Source organism: bacterium (assembly GCA_016873475.1).
Classification (GTDB): Bacteria; Krumholzibacteriota; Krumholzibacteriia; order JACNKJ01; family JACNKJ01; genus VGXI01.
Window position 1 is genome coordinate 35,712 of the sequence record VGXI01000004.1, and the last position, 15,156, is coordinate 50,867.

18 protein-coding genes are annotated in these 15,156 nt (G+C 73.4%); 1 reads left to right on the top strand and 17 read right to left on the bottom strand.

The window, feature by feature from the left end; translation table 11 throughout:
- Positions 1 to 47: 47 nt before the first annotated feature.
- The 14 genes from FJ251_00935 to rfaE1 all read right to left on the bottom strand — a co-directional run bounded on the left by FJ251_00935 (position 48) and on the right by rfaE1 (position 11,667).
- The gene (locus FJ251_00935; protein MBM4116302.1) at positions 48 to 677 is read right to left on the bottom strand and encodes an HNH endonuclease; all 630 of its coding nucleotides are present in this window, start codon (positions 675 to 677) and stop codon (positions 48 to 50) included.
- Between the two features lie 6 nt (positions 678 to 683).
- Positions 684 to 1,664, bottom strand: coding sequence for a ribonuclease III (gene rnc, locus FJ251_00940; GenBank protein ID MBM4116303.1), 981 nt, complete (start codon positions 1,662 to 1,664; stop codon positions 684 to 686).
- Positions 1,538 to 2,785, bottom strand: coding sequence for a beta-ketoacyl-ACP synthase II (gene fabF / locus FJ251_00945; protein ID MBM4116304.1), 1,248 nt, complete (start codon positions 2,783 to 2,785; stop codon positions 1,538 to 1,540). Before fabF ends, rnc begins: the two co-directional genes overlap by 127 nt.
- A 57-nt stretch (positions 2,786 to 2,842) precedes the next feature.
- On the bottom strand, positions 2,843 to 3,085 hold the full coding sequence (gene acpP, locus FJ251_00950) for an acyl carrier protein (protein ID MBM4116305.1): 243 nt from the start codon (positions 3,083 to 3,085) through the stop codon (positions 2,843 to 2,845).
- A gap of 96 nt (positions 3,086 to 3,181) precedes the next feature.
- Complete coding sequence (locus FJ251_00955; protein ID MBM4116306.1) at positions 3,182 to 3,922, bottom strand: SDR family oxidoreductase; 741 nt, start codon at positions 3,920 to 3,922, stop codon at positions 3,182 to 3,184.
- A gap of 14 nt (positions 3,923 to 3,936) precedes the next feature.
- Entirely contained in the window at positions 3,937 to 4,878 is a 942-nt protein-coding gene (fabD, locus tag FJ251_00960) for an ACP S-malonyltransferase (protein MBM4116307.1), read from the bottom strand.
- 11 nt (positions 4,879 to 4,889) lie between these two features.
- Entirely contained in the window at positions 4,890 to 5,882 is a 993-nt protein-coding gene (locus FJ251_00965) for a ketoacyl-ACP synthase III (protein ID MBM4116308.1), read from the bottom strand.
- Positions 5,872 to 6,912, bottom strand: a complete 1,041-nt coding sequence (plsX, locus tag FJ251_00970) for a phosphate acyltransferase PlsX (protein MBM4116309.1) — start codon at positions 6,910 to 6,912, stop codon at positions 5,872 to 5,874. Before plsX ends, FJ251_00965 begins: the two co-directional genes overlap by 11 nt.
- Positions 6,913 to 6,917: 5 nt before the next feature.
- Complete coding sequence (locus tag FJ251_00975; GenBank protein ID MBM4116310.1) at positions 6,918 to 7,106, bottom strand: 50S ribosomal protein L32; 189 nt, start codon at positions 7,104 to 7,106, stop codon at positions 6,918 to 6,920.
- Between the two features lie 3 nt (positions 7,107 to 7,109).
- On the bottom strand, positions 7,110 to 7,661 hold the full coding sequence (locus FJ251_00980; protein ID MBM4116311.1) for a DUF177 domain-containing protein: 552 nt from the start codon (positions 7,659 to 7,661) through the stop codon (positions 7,110 to 7,112).
- A gap of 80 nt (positions 7,662 to 7,741) precedes the next feature.
- Positions 7,742 to 8,125 (bottom strand): nucleoside-diphosphate kinase, encoded by a 384-nt coding sequence (locus FJ251_00985; protein MBM4116312.1) that lies wholly within the window; start codon positions 8,123 to 8,125, stop codon positions 7,742 to 7,744.
- A gap of 40 nt (positions 8,126 to 8,165) precedes the next feature.
- Positions 8,166 to 9,038 carry a succinate--CoA ligase subunit alpha gene (gene sucD, locus FJ251_00990; GenBank protein MBM4116313.1) on the bottom strand — a complete coding sequence of 291 codons (873 nt, stop codon included), beginning with the start codon at positions 9,036 to 9,038 and terminating at the stop codon, positions 8,166 to 8,168.
- The gene (gene sucC, locus FJ251_00995) at positions 9,035 to 10,174 is read right to left on the bottom strand and encodes an ADP-forming succinate--CoA ligase subunit beta (GenBank protein MBM4116314.1); all 1,140 of its coding nucleotides are present in this window, start codon (positions 10,172 to 10,174) and stop codon (positions 9,035 to 9,037) included. Before sucC ends, sucD begins: the two co-directional genes overlap by 4 nt.
- Positions 10,175 to 10,206: 32 nt before the next feature.
- Positions 10,207 to 11,667 carry a D-glycero-beta-D-manno-heptose-7-phosphate kinase gene (gene rfaE1, locus FJ251_01000; protein MBM4116315.1) on the bottom strand — a complete coding sequence of 487 codons (1,461 nt, stop codon included), beginning with the start codon at positions 11,665 to 11,667 and terminating at the stop codon, positions 10,207 to 10,209.
- A 222-nt stretch (positions 11,668 to 11,889) separates the two neighbouring features.
- On the opposite strand from rfaE1, the gene FJ251_01005 reads away from it, so the two are divergent.
- On the top strand, positions 11,890 to 12,207 hold the full coding sequence (locus FJ251_01005; GenBank protein MBM4116316.1) for a DUF3467 domain-containing protein: 318 nt from the start codon (positions 11,890 to 11,892) through the stop codon (positions 12,205 to 12,207).
- Here FJ251_01005 and FJ251_01010 read toward each other — a convergent pair.
- The 3 genes from FJ251_01010 to FJ251_01020 all read right to left on the bottom strand — a co-directional run.
- Complete coding sequence (locus tag FJ251_01010) at positions 12,204 to 13,127, bottom strand: lysophospholipid acyltransferase family protein (protein MBM4116317.1); 924 nt, start codon at positions 13,125 to 13,127, stop codon at positions 12,204 to 12,206. The genes FJ251_01005 and FJ251_01010 overlap by 4 nt on opposite strands.
- A gap of 12 nt (positions 13,128 to 13,139) precedes the next feature.
- Positions 13,140 to 14,195, bottom strand: coding sequence for a DNA-processing protein DprA (locus FJ251_01015; GenBank protein MBM4116318.1), 1,056 nt, complete (start codon positions 14,193 to 14,195; stop codon positions 13,140 to 13,142).
- A 155-nt stretch (positions 14,196 to 14,350) separates the two neighbouring features.
- Positions 14,351 to 15,156, bottom strand: an 806-nt coding sequence (locus tag FJ251_01020; GenBank protein MBM4116319.1) for a TIGR01777 family protein, incomplete at its 5' end; no start/stop codon positions are given.

Sequence of the window (15,156 nt, forward strand, 5' to 3'; positions counted from 1 at the left end):
GAGCGCCGCGGCAACCGCGGCGGCGGTCCACCGCCGGCGTGCGACCCTCATCGCTGGTAGAGGTAGGCTTCCCAGCTCTGGTGCATCGCGTCGCCGAGGAAGCGCCGGAAGAGCAGGGGCGGCAGCCAGCGCGGCTCGCGCGGCGCCGCGAGCAGGCGCATCCCGGCCTCGGCCGGCAGGCGGTTGCCCTTGCGGTGGTTGCAGCTCACGCAGCAGGTCACGCAGTTCTCCCAGCTCGTCGCGCCGCCCCGGGGGAACTCCGGCGTCTGGCGGCTGCGCGGAACGACGTGGTCGATCGTGAAGGGCCCCGCCGTGCCACCGCAGTACTGGCAGCTGCAGCGGTCCCGCGCGTAGAGGTTGCGCCGGTTGAGCTGCACGCGCACCACCTTGTAGACCCGGTGCGCGATGGCGATGAAGAGGCGGATGATGCGCGGCAGGCGCCACTCGGCCGCCGCCGAGCGCACGACGAGGGCGGACTCCTCCACCGCCACCGCCCGCCCGCTCACCAGGAGCACCAGGGCGCGCCGCGCGCTGACGATGTTCACGGGCTGATAGCCGGCGTCCAGAACGAGGACGTGCTGGCGGAGTGTGGCTCTGTTCACGCTGATCTCACTTCGACGCTGGCCGGCCGTCCTCCCGCCGGCGCGACCTCGCAAAAGCTTGTCGAAGCGCCGCAGGCGCCGTCAAGAGAATTCCCCGGACTCCGTCGCCGCCGGCGGCAACTCGGGGAAGCCCGCCTCGCCCTCGCCGAGGCGGGCGAGCGCGGCCCGGGCCGCGTCCTGCTCCGCGTCCTTCTTGCTGCGGCCACTGCCCCGGCCCACGACCTGCCCCTGCACGAGCACCTCCACCTCGAAGTCCTTGGAATGGTCCGGCCCCCAGGTCGCTTCGACGCGGTAGCGCGGCGGCAGCTTGTAGACCGACTGCACGCGCTCCTGGAGCAGGGACTTGAAGTTGCGGTGGCTGTCGTCGGCCAGGAACTCCTCCTTGCGGGCGAGCACGCGGGAGGCAACCAGCTTGCGGGCCGGGAGCAGGCCGCCGTCCAGGTAGACCGCGCCGAGGACGGCCTCGAAGGCGTCGGCGAGAATCGAGTCGCGCGTGCGGCCGCCCGTCTCCTCCTCGTTGGCGCTCAGGCGCAGCACGGCGCCCAGGCCGAGGTCGCCGGCGACGCTGGCCAGCACCACGCGGCTCGCGAGCAGGCTCTTGAGCTTGGTCAGGGTGCCCTCGTTCTCCTCCGGGAATTCGGCGACGAGGGCGACGTTGATCGCCAGTCCGAGCACCGCGTCACCGAGGAACTCCAGGCGCTCGTTGCTCGCCTCGCGCTCCATCCCCTCCTGGAAGGCCCAGGAGCGGTGGGTGAGGGCGAGCAGCAGCAGCGCGGGATCCTTGAAGCGGTAGCCGAGGCGCTCCTGGAAGGCGGCGAGGGGCGCGCGATCGGCCTCCTCGAGCGTGGGCGGGAGCTTCCCCGGGAAGAGCTTGCGGAACCAGGCGCGAATGGCGGGCCTTCCTTGCCGTTCCGGCCGGCGGGAACCGGGCGCCCCTAGCGCTCGCCGGGCGCCCGCCCCAGCAGGAGCACGATGTTGTGGCCGCCGAAGCCGAGCGAGGTGCTGATCGCCGTCTCCACCGCCTGCTTGACGGCGCGGTTGGGCGTGTAGTCGAGGTCGCAGTCGGGATCGGGGTGCTCGTAGTTGACGGTCGGCGGAATCTCGCCGCGCTCCAGCGCGAGGACCGTGATCCCCGCCTCGAGCCCGCCGGCCGCGCCGAGCAGGTGGCCCGTCATCGATTTCGTGCTGCTGATCTTGAGCCGCTCGGCGTGGGCGCCGAACGCCGTCCTGATCGCCAGCGTCTCGATGCGGTCGTTGTAGGGCGTGCTCGTCCCGTGCGCGTTGACGTAGCCGACGCTCGCCCCCGGCAGGCCGGCCTCGGCGAGCGCCAGGCGCATCGCCTGCGTCGCGCCGCGGCCCTCGGGGTCGGGCGCCGTGATGTGGTGCGCGTCCGCCGTGAGCCCGGCGCCGAGCAGCTCGGCGAAGATGCGCACGCCGCGCGCCTTGGCGTGCGCGTAGTCCTCGAGCACGAGGACGCCCGCGCCCTCGCCCATCACGAAGCCGTCGCGCTCGGCGTCGAAGGGGCGGCAGGCCTTCCCGGGCTCCTCGTTGCGCGTCGAGAGGGCCTTCATGTTGCCGAAGCCGGCCAGGGCCATCGGCGAGATCGTCGCCTCGGCGCCGCCGGCCAGCATCAGGTCCGCACGGCCCGCGCGGATCTGCAGCGCCGCGTCGGCGATCGCGTGCGCGCCCGTCGCGCAGGCGCTGACGACGCCGAAGTTGGGCCCCCGCAGGCCGTAGCGCATCGAGACGAGACCGGTGGCGATGTCGCCGATCATCATCGGGATGAAGAAGGGGCTCACGCGGCGCGGGCCCTTCGCGATGAGGGTGCTGTGCTCCTCCTCGAAGGTGAGCATGCCGCCGATGCCAGAGCCGATGATGACGCCCATGCGCTCGCCGGCCGGTGGCTCGGCGAGCAGCCCGGCCTGGGCCATCGCCTCCTCGGCGGCCACGAGCGCGAACTGCGCGTAGCGGTCGGTCTTCTTGCGCTCCTTGGGCTCGACGATCTCGCCGGGGTCGAAGTCCTTGACTTCGGCGCCCAGGCGGGACGCGTAGCCCTCGGTGTCGAAGGCCGTGATCCGTCCGATGCCCGAACGGCCGGCCAGCAGCCCCTGCCAGGTGGCCTCGCGGTCCTTGCCGACCGGGCTGATCAGGCCCAGGCCCGTGATGACGACGCGGCGGTCCATGCGACATCCCCTCCGGTCCGCGGCTTCCCGCCGCTCGGGCGGCGGGCGGCGGCGGGACTAGGCCTCGGGCAGGGCGGCCGTGAGATAGTCGATCACCGCCTGCACGTTCGTCAGCTTCTCGGCGTCCTCGTCGGAGATCTCCATGCCGAATTCCTCCTCGAAGGCCATCACCAGCTCGACGGTGTCGAGGGAATCGGCGCCCAGGTCCTCGATGAAGGAGGCGCTCGGCGTGATCTGCTCCGGATTGACGCCCAGTTCCTTCTCGATGATCTGGTGGACGCGCTCTGCGATCGAAGCCATGGGACGAACCTCCTCGGGTCCGCGGGGAGCCTCCGCCCCCCGTCTGGAATTGCCAACTGCTTAGGGGATCGCCATCCCCCTGTCAAATGCAAAACCTCACATCGCCATGCCGCCGTTGACGGCGATGACCTGCCCCGTGATGTAGCGCCCGCCGGGGCCGAGCAGGAAGAGCACGGCAGCGGCCACGTCCTCCGGTTCGCCCAGACTGGCGAGCGGAATCCCGGCGAGGAGCTGCTTCTGCACCTCTGCGCTGAGCGTCGCCGTCATGTCCGTGCGGATGAAGCCCGGCGCCACCGCGTTCACGGTCACCCCGCGCGGCGCCAGCTCCTTGGCCAGGCTCTTCGTCAGCCCGATCAGGCCGGCCTTGCTCGCCGCGTAGTTGGCCTGGCCCGCATTGCCGATCTGGCCGACCACGCTCGTGATGTTGACGATGCGCCCGCCTCGCTTCAGGAAGGGCCGCGCCAGCGCCCGCGCGAAGTGGAAGGCGCCGCCGAGATTGACGGCCAGCACGCGCTCCCACTCCGCGGCCTTCATCCGCGCGAGCAGGTTGTCCTGGGTGAGGCCGGCGTTGTTGACGAGGAAGTCGACCTCGCCCATCTCCTCGCGGATGCGCGCGACGAGCGCGGCCACCGCCTCGCCGTCGCCGATGTCGCCGCCGTAGCCGCCGAGGTCGGGCCCGCCGCCGAGCTCGGCGGCCGCTGCCCGGCCGCGTTCCTCGCTGCTGGCGACGAGCGCGACGCGACAGCCCTCGCCGCGCAGGGCGACGACGATGGCCCGGCCGATGCCGCGCGAACCCCCGGTCACGAGGGCGAGCTTGCCCGCAATGCCGCTGTCCATGCCCCCTCCTCGACCTAGGCCGCGCCGGCGCTCGCGCCGGCCAGCCAGGCGTCCAGCGCGGCCTTGTCGCCCAGCGCCGTCACGCGCGTCTCGCGGTCGATCTTGCGCATGAGGCCCATGAGCACCTTGCCCGGACCGATCTCCAGGGGATCCGCGCCGTCGAGCCGGCGCAGCGCCAGCATGGAGTCCGACCAGAGCACGGGACGTGTCAGCTGCTCGCTGAGCAGAGCGCGCAGGCGCTCGCCGCGGGTCTCCGGCTGGGCCGTGACGTTGGGGATCACTGGCGACTGCGCATCCGCGAAGGGTGTCGCGCGCAGGGCCTCGCCGAGCGCCGCTGCCGCCGGCGCCATCAGGGCGGAGTGAAAGGCGCCGCTCACCGTGAGCGGGACCACCTTCTGCGCCCCCGCCGCACTGCAGGCCGCCATGCCGCGCTCGACCGCGGCGACGGCGCCGCTGATCACGAGCTGGTCCGGGCTGTTCAGGTTGGCGAGCGCGAGCACTTCGCCCGCGGCCGCCTCGGCGCAGCAGCGCGCGACCGCCTCGCGCGTGAGGCCGAGCACGGCGGCCATCGTGCCGGGCACGGCCTCGCCGCTGGCGAACATCAAGCGCCCGCGCAGGGCGACCAGGCGCAGGGCGTCCAGGGGCGCCAGCACGCCGGCCGCGACGAGGGCGCTGTACTCGCCCAGGCTGTGGCCTGCCACCACCGAGGGCGCGAGGCCGCGGCGGGCGAGATAGGCGTGGCAGGCGAGACTGACCATCAGGATGGCCGGCTGCGCGTGGCGCGTCTCGGTGAGGCGCTCCAGCGGCCCCGCGAAACAGAGGTCGCGCAGGGGCAGGCCCGTCACGCCCTCGGCCTCGGCGAAGAAGCGGGCGCTCTCGGGGTCCTCGTCGTTCAGCTCCCGGCCCATGCCCACGAACTGCGAGGCCTGCCCGGGGAACAGGAGCGGTCTGCGCACGGTGCCCTCCCTCACAGCTTCATCAGCGTGGCGCCCCAGGTGAGGCCGCCGCCGAAGGTCGCCATCAGCACGTAGTCCCCGGGACCGATGCGGCCTGACCGCCGCGCCTCGTCCAACGCGATCGGGATCGAGGCCGCGCTCGTGTTGCCGTACTCCGCGATGTTGACGTAGACCCGCTCGGCGGGGATCGCCAGCCGCTCGCCGATCGCGTCGATGATGCGCATGTTCGCCTGGTGCGGGATGAAGAGCGCGAGGTCCGCCGCGCTCAGACCGGCGGCCGCGAGGGTCTGCTGCGCGGCGGCGGCCATGTTGCGCACGGCGTGCTTGAAGACCTCGTTGCCCTTCATCTGGATCTTGTTCGTCCGCGCCGCGATGATCGCCGGCGTCGGCGGCTCCGCGCTGCCGCCCTGGGGAGCGTTCAGGAGCTCGGCGAGGCGACCGTCGCTCCGGCTGACGCTGGCGAGGATGCCGCGGCCGTCGACCGGCCGTGCTTCGAGGAGGACGGCGCCGGCCCCGTCGCCGAAGAGCACGCAGGTCGCGCGGTCCTGCCAGTTGGTGAGGCGGCTGAGCAGCTCCGAACCGACGACCAGCGCCCGCCTGCCGCGGCCCGTCTCGAGCAGGGCGGCGGCCTGCTCGAGCCCGAAGAGGAAGCCGCTGCAGGCGGCGGAGAGGTCCCAGGCCGCCGCGTTGTGGGCCCCGATCTTCGCCTGCACGAGGCAGGCCGTGCTCGGAAAGATGAGATCGCCCGTCACCGTGCCGACGAAGACGTAATCCACCGTCTCGGCCGGGCAGCCGGCGTCCGCGAGGGCGCGCTCGCAGGCGAGGGCGGCGAAGTCGCTGTTGCGTTCGTGATCGGCCGCGATGTGGCGCGTCTTGATGCCGGTGCGCGTGGTGATCCACTCGTCGCTGGTCTCGACCAGGCGGCTCAGCTCCTCGTTACCGAGGACGCGTTCAGGCACCGCGCTGCCGGTGCCGACGAGTTGCGCGCTGAGTCTAGGCGCCAAGGCTCTCCCCCTGGAGCTTGCCCAGCAGCCCCTGCGTGCGCTCGGCGGTGTGCAGTTCCTGGAAACGCAGCGCCGTGCGCAGGGCGTTCATGATCGCCAGCTCGTTGCTCTTGCCGTGGCTGATGATGACCGTGCCGGCCACGCCCATCAGGGGCGCGCCGCCGTGCTCGGCGTAGTCGAGGTCCTTGCGGATGCGCCGCTCGCCCTCGCGCAGGCCGCCGCGGGCCAGGAGGACGCCGAGCTTGCCGGCGAAGCTGGTGAGCACGGTCTCTTTCATCCGGCCCATCAGCAGGCGCGTCGTGTAGCCGACCATGCTCTCGGCGAGCTTGAGGACGACATTGCCGGTGAAGCCGTCGCAAACGATCACGTCGGCCTCGCCCGCGAGGATGCCGGCGCCCTCCACGTTGCCGACGAAGTCGACGGGCGCGCGGCCGAGCAGCTCATGGGCCCGCGTGTAGAGTTCGCTGCCCTTGCTCGCTTCCTCGCCGATGTTGAGCAGGCCGACGCGCGGATTCTCGCGGCGTAGCACGGCCTCGGCGAAGAGCCGCCCCATGACGCCGAACTGCGCGAGGTGCTCGGGCTTGTTGTCGGAGTTGGCGCCCACGTCGAGCAGGACGCAGCCGCCCGCCTTGCTCGGGAACCAGGTGGCGATGGCCGGCCGCAGCACGCCCGGCAGCGCGCCGAGGTAGAGCATCGCCCCGGCCACCATCGCGCCCGTCGAGCCGGCGCTCACAATGCCGTCCACGGCGCCGGCCTTGAGGTCCTGCATGCCGCGCACGATCGGCGAGTCCTTCTTGCGCCGCACCGCCGTGGCCGGCGACTCGTGCATCTCGATGGACTCGCTGGTGGGCACGATCTCGAAACTGTCCGCCGACTCGCCCGCCGACCTCAGGATTTCGGCGATGGCTGTCGGCTCGCCGTAGAGCCGCAGCGTCGGCGCCGGCTCCAGCTCGCGCCGGGCGCGGAGGGCGCCGCGAACCAGCACCGCCGGCCCGTGATCGCCTCCCATCACATCCAGGGCGAGCTTCACGCCGCCTAGTCCGCCTCGACCGTCTGCACCTGGCGGCCCGCGTACCAGCCGCAGTTCGGGCAGATCCGGTGGCTGGGCTTCATCTGACTGCAGTGCTTGCAGCGCACCAGGCTGGGCGTGCGCGCGGCGGCGAGCCAGACGGCCCGCGTCATGCGCGAGCGCGAGCGGCTCTTGCGCTTCTTGGGGAGACCCATCGTTCAGTCCTTTCCGGTGTCGTCGCCGGGAAGCGCCTCGCCTTCGCGCTCGGCTTCCAGACGCCGCTTCAGTTCCGCGAGCGGCCCCCAGCGGGGGTCCCGCTCCTCATCCGCGCGGCCCTCGCCGGTCGCGGCGCCCGGCGGGCCGGGGCAGGGACCGGCGCCTGCCGCCTCGCAGCTGAGCTGGATCGGCAGATCCAGCCAGAGCGCTTCGCGCAGCGGACCCGTCAGATCCAACTCCTGGCTGCCCGCGGGCAGGACCACGACCTCGTCGGACTCCTCGGGGTCGAGATCCGGGGTAGCCGCCGCCAGCACCAGAAGCTGGAAGTCGCCCGTCAGCCGGCCGGTGAAGGGCCGATCGCAGCGGTCACAGCGAAAGGGGAAGCGCGCTTCCACCTCGCCGCGCACCGTCCAGCGCTGCCCGGCCGGATCCACGGTCACCCGCAACTCGGCTTCGCCTTCGCCCGCGCGGTCGCCCAGGTCTTCCAGGCACAGGGGCGCGGTGAAGCGGAACTCCTCGCGGTGTTCCCTGATGCCGCTGAGCAGGATTCTCACGGGCGCCTGCCGGTCCGGGCAAGATGGCGCATCTTAGTCCGCAACTCCCCCATTGTCAAGGCCTTGCCCCGCAGGCCGGTTCAGCCGCCGAAGACGATGCCCAGCTCCCGCGCCGCCGAGGCGTCCGAGTCGCTGGCGTGCACGCCGTTGGTCTGCAGGCTCTGGCCATAGAGGTAGCGGATCGTGCCCGGCGCCGCCTCGGCCGGGTTCGTGGCCCCGACTAGAAGACGTAAGTCCTTGACCGCATTGTCTTTCTCGAGTCGGACCGCCACGATGGGTCCGCTCGTGATGTAGGCGACGAGGTCCCCGTAGAAGGCCTTGCCCTGGTGCTCGGCGTAGAAGGCCCCCACCTGTGCGGCCGTCAGGCGCTTCAGCTCCAGGCCCGTGATCCGGAAGCGGTTGGCGGTGAGCATGGCGAGGATCTCGCCGATGGTCTGGGCCGCCACCAGCTCGGGCTTGATCATTAGATAGGTCTGGCTCACGGATTCTCCTCGCGGGCAGGGGTCAGGGTTTGTATTGAGCGGCCAGCAGCGGCACGATCTGGCTGGGGATCTCGGCCACGGGCACACCCGCCGCGCGCAGGCTGGCGATCTTGTCGGCCGCGGTGCCCGAGCCCCCGGCGATGATGGCGCCCGCGTGGCCCATCCGCTTGCCGGGCGGCGCCGTGCGACCGGCGATGAAGGCGACGACCGGCAGCGTCACCTTCTCCTTGATGTGGGCGGCGGCCTCCTCCTCGTCCGTGCCGCCGATCTCGCCGATCATGACGACGGCTGCGGTGGCCGGATCGGCCTGGAAGGCGGCCAGGCAGTCGATGAAGTTCGTGCCGATCACCGGGTCGCCGCCGATGCCGATGCAGGTCGACTGGCCGAGCCCGGCCGCGGTCAGGTGGTAGACCACCTCGTAGGTCAGGGTGCCCGAGCGGCTGACGAGGCCCACCTTGCCCGGCCTGACGATGTTGCCGGGCAGGATGCCCACCTTGCACTGGCCCGGCGAGATCAGGCCCGGGCAGTTGGGGCCGATGAGCCGCACGCCCGCCGCGCGCACGCGCGGCATCACCGCGTTCATGTCGCGCACCGGAATGCCCTCGGTGATGCAGACGACGGTTCGGATGCCCCCCGCCACCGCCTCGAGGATGGCGTCGGCGGCCACGTTCGCCGGCACGAAGATGACGCTCGCGTTGGCGCCCGTCGCGCGCACGGCCTCGCTGACGGTGTCGAAGACGGGGACGCCGCAGGCCTGCTGGCCGCCCTTGCCCGGCGTGACGCCGCCGACGACCCGGGTGCCGTAGGCCTGCATCTGCTCGGTGTGGAAGCCCCCGTCGCGGCCGGTGATCCCCTGCACGATCAGGCGCGTCGCCTGGTCCACGAAGATGCTCATGCCGCAGCCCCCTTGGCGAGGGCGATCGCCTTCTGCACCGCCTCGTCCATGCTCTCGGCGGCGACCAGATCCGTCTCGGCGAGGAGGCGCCGCGCCTCGTCCTCGTTCGTGCCGACCAGACGCACGACGATGGGCAGGTGGATGCCCGTCTTCGCCTTCGCCTCGATGATGCCGCGCGCGACGTCGTCGCAGCGGGTGATGCCGCCGAAGATGTTGAAGAGGATCGCCTTCACGTTGCGGTCGCGGGTGATGATGTCCAGGGCGCGCACCACCTTGTCCGGGTGCGAGCTGCCGCCGATGTCGAGGAAGTTCGCCGGCTGGCCGCCGTAGTGGGCGACGAGGTCCATCGTCGCCATCGCGAGGCCGGCGCCGTTGACGAGGCAGCCGACGTCCCCTTCGAGCTTGACGAAGCTGAGACCGGCCAGGCGGGCCTCGTCCTCCTCGGGCGTCGCCTCGGCGGGATCGCGCCAGCCGGCGATCTCGCTCTGGCGGTAGAGGGCGTTGTCGTCCAGGACCATCTTGCCGTCGACGGCCCAGACCTCGCCCGTGGGCGTGACGACGAGGGGGTTGATCTCCGCCAGCGTGGCGTCGCTGTCGGCGTAGGCCTGCCAGAGGCGCGTCAGCACGTCGGCCATCCGCAGCGCGATGCGACCCGAGGCGACCTGGAAGGCCACGTGCCGCGCCTCGTGCGGGCTGAGGCCGGCGACCGGATCGAGGCGCAGCTTGATGATCTGCTCCGGCGTCTTCGCCGCCACCTCCTCGATGTCGACGCCGCCCGCGGCGGAGACCATCAAGGTCGCCCGCTGCGCCGCGCGGTCCTGGACGATGCCGAGGTAGTACTCCTGGGCGATGTCCACCGCCCGCGTCACGAGCAGGCGACGCACGGTGAGGCCCTTGATCTCCATGCCGAGGATCTGGTCGGCCTTGTCGCGCACCTCGTCGTGCTGCCTGGCCAGCTTGACGCCGCCCGCCTTGCCGCGGCCGCCGACCAGGACCTGGGCCTTGATGACGACCGGCCCGCCGAGCTCGCGCGCGCGCTCCTTGGCCTCCTCCGGCGTGCCCACGACGAAGCCGTCGGGCACGGGGATGCCCTGGCGCCGGAAGAGCTCCTTGGCCCGGTACTCGTGGATCTTCACTCGTCGCTCCTGCGTTGGGACCCGCGCGGCGGCTAGCCTGAGCCGCGCGCCTGGCCGTCCTTCTGTTTCGCGATCGTCGCCGTGCTCGAGTAGCCCGTCAGCATGCCCGCCCGGTGCACGCGCCCGCCCCAGCCCTTCACCGCGGTGGCGCCGACGATCTCGGCTTCCGCGTACTCGCCGCCCTTGACCAGCACGTCCGGGCGCAGCGCTTCGATGAGCGCGAGCGGCGTGTCCTCGTCGAAGAGGGTCACGGCGTCCACCGAGCGCAGGTGCGCGAGCAGCGCCGCGCGATCCGCCTCGCCGTTCACGGGCCGGGTCGGGCCCTTGAGCCGCCGCACGGAAGCGTCGCTGTTCAGGCCGACGATCAGCCGCTCGCCCTGCGCCGCCGCCTCGGCGAGCAGCGCCCGGTGTCCGGCGTGCAGCACGTCGAAGCAGCCGTTGGTGAAGACGACCCGCTGCCCGCGCGCCCGCGCCTGCTCGGCCCAGGCCACCGCCGCGGCGCGGCCGAGGACGGGGGCCTCGCTCTCCGGCGCCCCGGCCTCGCGCAGGGCGTCGTCGAGGAGGGCGGCGAGCAGCTCGCCGGGCGTCACCGCCGCGGTGCCGACCTCGCCGACGACGACGCCCGCCGCGTGGTTGGCGAGCACGGCGCCCTCCTCGAGGCTGGCGCCCGCCGCCAGGGCGAGTGCGAGCGTGGCCACCACCGTGTCGCCGGCGCCCGTGACGTCGAAGACCCGCCGCGCCTTGGCCGGGAAACGGCGGGACGGACCGGCCGCCGTGAAGAGGGCAATGCCCCCCTCCCCGAGCGTGATCATCAGCGCCTTCAGCTCCAGGCGCGCCATGAGGCCGGCGCCGACGCGCTCCAGGTCGGCCTCGCTGCGGATGGGCAGGCCGAAGGAGCCGCCCGCCTCGGCCTTGTTCGGCGTCACGAGGTCGACGCCGCGATAGGCGGCGAAGTGCCCCTCCTTCGGATCGACGATCACCGGCACGCCGCGCGCGCGCGCCGCCGCGACGAGGGCCGTGACGAGCGCGTCGACGAGCACACCCTTGCCGTAGTCCGAGAGCACGAGGGCGCGCGCCTCGCCCAGCAGCGCGCAGGCGCGGGCCTCGAGGGCGGCGAGCGCCTCGCCCGTCGCCGGACGGCGCTCCTCGCTGTCCACGCGGCAGATCTGCTGGCCGGCGCCGAGGATGCGCGTCTTGACCGTCGTCGGCCGGCCGGACTCGACGACGAGGTCCTCGGCGGGGATGCCGGCGGCCGCGAGGGCTGCGACCAGCTCAGCGCCCGCCTCGTCCGCGCCGCGCAGACCGACGAGGCGCGGCGCGCCCCCCAGAGCGGCCAGGTTGCGCGCCACGTTGGCCGCCCCGCCCAGGCGCTGCTCGCGCTCGCGCACGGCGACCACGGGCACGGGCGCCTCGGGACTGATCCGCTCGACGCTGCCCTTGAGGTAGCGGTCCAGCATCAGGTCGCCGAGGACGAGCACGGGCAGACCCTGCATGGCGTCCAGCAGTCGGCGCAGGCGATCCAGGCTGGGGGTGACGGGCTCCATGTCGGCCTCGGGAATGGCGTCGGTGGCGGGCGGCGCGGGCGCGGCTGCGGCGCAAGCTATCATCGGCCCCAGGGGGTGTCAAGAAAGGGGCTGGCGCGGGCCCAGCGCGCGTGCTTTCATCCCCGCGCGGTGGGCCGCCCGGCCCCTGCCACCCCGCACCGAGAGGACGTCATGAGCGAGCCGACGAAGACGACCGGCCCCGTCAAGCGCATCGAGATCGATCTCGAGTCCGCGACCGAGCACTACGCGAACATCACCCTGATCAATCAGTCGAGCAACGAGTTCATCCTCGACTTCGCGCGGCTGATGCCGGGCCGGCCCAAGGCCACGGTGAGCGCGCGCGTGATCATGGCGCCGGCCAACGTGAAGGCCCTCCTGCGCGGCCTCGCCCAGCACGTGCAGCGCTTCGAGGAACTGCACGGCGCCTTGCCCGAACCGGCGGTGCAGCCGCCGACGGTGGGCTTCGGTCCCGAGACGGGCCGCGCCTAGGCCGCGGCGCCCGGGCTCGCCGCGCGACGCGGCAGGCCATCCTCCCCGCGCGGGGCGCGCTTCCAGCGCCGGTGCAGCCAGAACCAGTGCTCGGGATGGCGGCGGATGATCGCTTCCCAGCGCGCCGTGTGCGCGGCGGTCAGGCGGGCGACGGCGTCGGCGTCCGCCTCGCCCGCCGGCCAGAGCGGCGCCTCGTAGACGACGCGGAAGCGCCGGCCTTCGCGCAGCAGGTAGCTGGGGACGATCGGCGCGCCCGTCTTCAGGCTGAGGAAGGCCGTGCCCGGATGCGTCAGGCTCTCGCGCCCGAAGAAGGGCACGAGGATGCCGGGCCAGCGCGCCTCCTGGTCGCCCTGGACACCGATGCCGCCGCCCGCGCGCAGGGCCTTCATCACCCCGCGCAGGCCCATGCCGCGGTGCTCGACAGAAAAGCCGAGCGAGCGGCGCAGGTCGTTCATCGCCGCGTCGACGGCCGGGTTCGCGAGGTCCCCCACGAGCAGGTGGACGGGCACGCCGCGCGCCTGCGTCGCGAGGGCGAGCAGCTCCCAGTTGCCGAAGTGCGCGGCGAGGAAGAGCACGCCCTTGCCGGCCGCCCGGGCGGCGGCGAGCTCGTCGAGGCCCTCGTAGTCGATTCGCGCCAGCAGGCGGCGGCGCCGGAAGGCGGGCAGTGCGAAGTACTCCAGATAGCTGCGCCCGAACTGGCGGTAGCAGGCGGCGCCGATGCGCCGGCGCTCGCGCTCGCTGCGCTCGTCGCCGAGGGCGAGGCGCAGGTTGGCCAGGGTCACGCCGCGGCGGATACCCAGCCACCAGGCGAGCTGGCCGAGCGCCGCGCCCTCGGCGCTGATCCAGCCCCAGGGGAAGAGACTGCCCAGGCTGAGACCGCCGCGGACCAGCGCGGCTTCGATGCGGTGCTTCAGGCGCATGGCGGCGGCAGTCTAGCCCCCCGCTTCCTCCCCCGCAACCGCGACCAGGCGGAAGCGCCCGCCCGCCAGGCGCTCGATGCTGCCCTCGCGCTCCCACTCGGCGAGCCGGGCGAGCGTCTCCGTCAGCAGCCAGCCGGCGCGCGCGGAAAGGCGCTCGGCGTCGAGGAGGCCCTCGCGCCCGCAGCGCTCGGGCGTCCAGGCCTCCGGCGCCGTCCCCGCGCCCGCCGGCGCGGCGCCCGCCTCGCCCCAGAGGCGCGGCAGGTCCTCCGGACCGAGAATGAGCTGGCAGCCTTCGGCGAGCAACCGGTTGCTGCCTGCGGCCGAGGGGTTCAGCGGATTCGCCGGCACGGCGCCCAGCTCGCGCCCCAGGCCCTGGCTCTCGCGAGCGGTGTGCAAGGCGCCGCTGGCCGCCCCCGCCTCGACGACGAGCAGCCCCACGCCGAGAGCGGCGATCAGGCGATTGCGGCGCGGAAAGTGGAAGGGCAGGGGCGGCGTGCCGGGCGGGAACTCGCTGAGCAGGGGGCCGGCGGCGACCAGGGCCTCGGCGAGGCTGCGCGCCTCGGGCGGGTAGATCCGGTCGAGCCCGCAGCCGAGCACGGCCCAGCTCGGCCCCAGCTCCAGACTACCGCGCTGCGCGGCCTGGTCGATGCCCCGCGCGAGGCCGCTGACGACGGGATGCCCCGCCGCCGCCGCGGCGCGGCCGAGGCGCCGCGCCATCTCGAGACCGGCGGCGCTCGCGCGCCGACTGCCGACGACAGCGAGCAGGCTCTCCGCCGCCGCCGGCAGCCGGCCCCTGTAGAAGAGCAGCGGCGGCGGCTCGCGCAGCAGGCGCAGGGCCGCCGGGTAGGTCGCCGCCTCGAAGGGCACGGCGCGGATGTCCAGGCTGCGGCAGCAGGCTCTCTGGGCGGCCAGCGCGCCGGGCGAGGGCAGGTCGCTGGCTGCGTCTTCGGCGCGCAGGGCAGCCAGCCAGTCCGCGCCCGTGCCGCCGGCCCCGGCCAAGGCCGCCAGGCGCTCGGGGCGATACAGGAGCCTGTGGGCCAGCTCCAGTTGCTCGGGAGTGGGATGCACGGCGAGACCTCAGCCGGCGCGCGAGCAGCCAGCGTACCAACGGGTAAGCCAAGGTAACTACCATGATGACAATTAGTTAGCGTGATTCCCTCAGTGGCGGGCTCAGGGGCTGCCCACGGCGGCGCCAACCCGGCGCCCGCGCGACGCCGGCGGCGTCAGGGGCGGCCCAGCAGGTCGGCGAGGGCGCCTTCCAGGCGCGGCCAGCGCCACCGGAAGCCGGCCGCCTCCAGGCGGGCCGGCCGCACGGCGGCTCCCGTGAGCAGCAGCTCCCCGGCCATCTCGCCGAGGAGCAGCCGGAGCGCGAAGCCCGGCGCCGGCACGAGCGCCGGCCGCCCCAGCGTCCGCCCCAGGGCCCGCGCGAAGTCGACCTGCCGGCGCGGGTCCGGCGCGACGAGATTCACCGGACCGGCGATGTCCTCCCGCTCCAGGCAGAAGCGCAGGGCGGCGACGAGGTCCTCGAGTGCGATCCAGCTCAGGTACTGCCGCCCGCTGCCCAGCGGCCCGCCGAGCCCCAGGCGGGCGAGCGGCGCGAGCCGCGCGAGGGCGCCACCCTCCCGGGCGAGCACGGTGCCCAGGCGCAGGTTGACCACGCGGATTCCCGCCGCGCGGGCCGGCGCGCAAGCGGCCTCCCAGTCGCGCGCGAGTTCGGCGAGGAAACCCCGGCCGGGTGGACTCCCCTCGTCGACCGGCGTCTCTCCGGCGTCGCCGTAGATGCCCACCGCCGAGGCGCAGAGAAACGCGCGCGGCGGCCGGGCCAGGCGCGCGAGAGTCTCGGCGAGCAGGGCCGTGCTGGCGAGGCGGCTCTCCCGCAGCAGGCGCTTGCGCGCCGGAGTCCAGCGCCCCTCGGCGATGCCGGCGCCGCCCAGGTGCACGAGGGCCGCGAGATCCTCCAGCCCGGCGGGATCGAGCGCGCCGCGCGCCGGGTCCCAGGCGATCTCCGCCGGGCCCGCCGCCGACCGGC

Excerpts from the sequence above, each read along its gene's own strand:
- fabF (MBM4116304.1), bottom strand. The coding sequence starts at position 2,785 with ATGGACCGCCGCGTCGTCATCACGGGCCTGGGCCTGATCAGCCCGGTC.
- acpP (MBM4116305.1), bottom strand. The coding sequence starts at position 3,085 with ATGGCTTCGATCGCAGAGCGCGTCCACCAGATCATCGAGAAGGAACTG.
- FJ251_00955 (MBM4116306.1), bottom strand. The coding sequence starts at position 3,922 with ATGGACAGCGGCATTGCGGGCAAGCTCGCCCTCGTGACCGGGGGTTCG.
- FJ251_00975 (MBM4116310.1), bottom strand. The coding sequence starts at position 7,106 with ATGGGTCTCCCCAAGAAGCGCAAGAGCCGCTCGCGCTCGCGCATGACG.
- FJ251_00985 (MBM4116312.1), bottom strand. The coding sequence starts at position 8,125 with ATGATCAAGCCCGAGCTGGTGGCGGCCCAGACCATCGGCGAGATCCTC.
- sucD (MBM4116313.1), bottom strand. The coding sequence starts at position 9,038 with ATGAGCATCTTCGTGGACCAGGCGACGCGCCTGATCGTGCAGGGGATC.
- rfaE1 (MBM4116315.1), bottom strand. The coding sequence starts at position 11,667 with ATGCAGGGTCTGCCCGTGCTCGTCCTCGGCGACCTGATGCTGGACCGC.
- FJ251_01005 (MBM4116316.1), top strand. The coding sequence starts at position 11,890 with ATGAGCGAGCCGACGAAGACGACCGGCCCCGTCAAGCGCATCGAGATC.
- FJ251_01010 (MBM4116317.1), bottom strand. The coding sequence starts at position 13,127 with ATGCGCCTGAAGCACCGCATCGAAGCCGCGCTGGTCCGCGGCGGTCTC.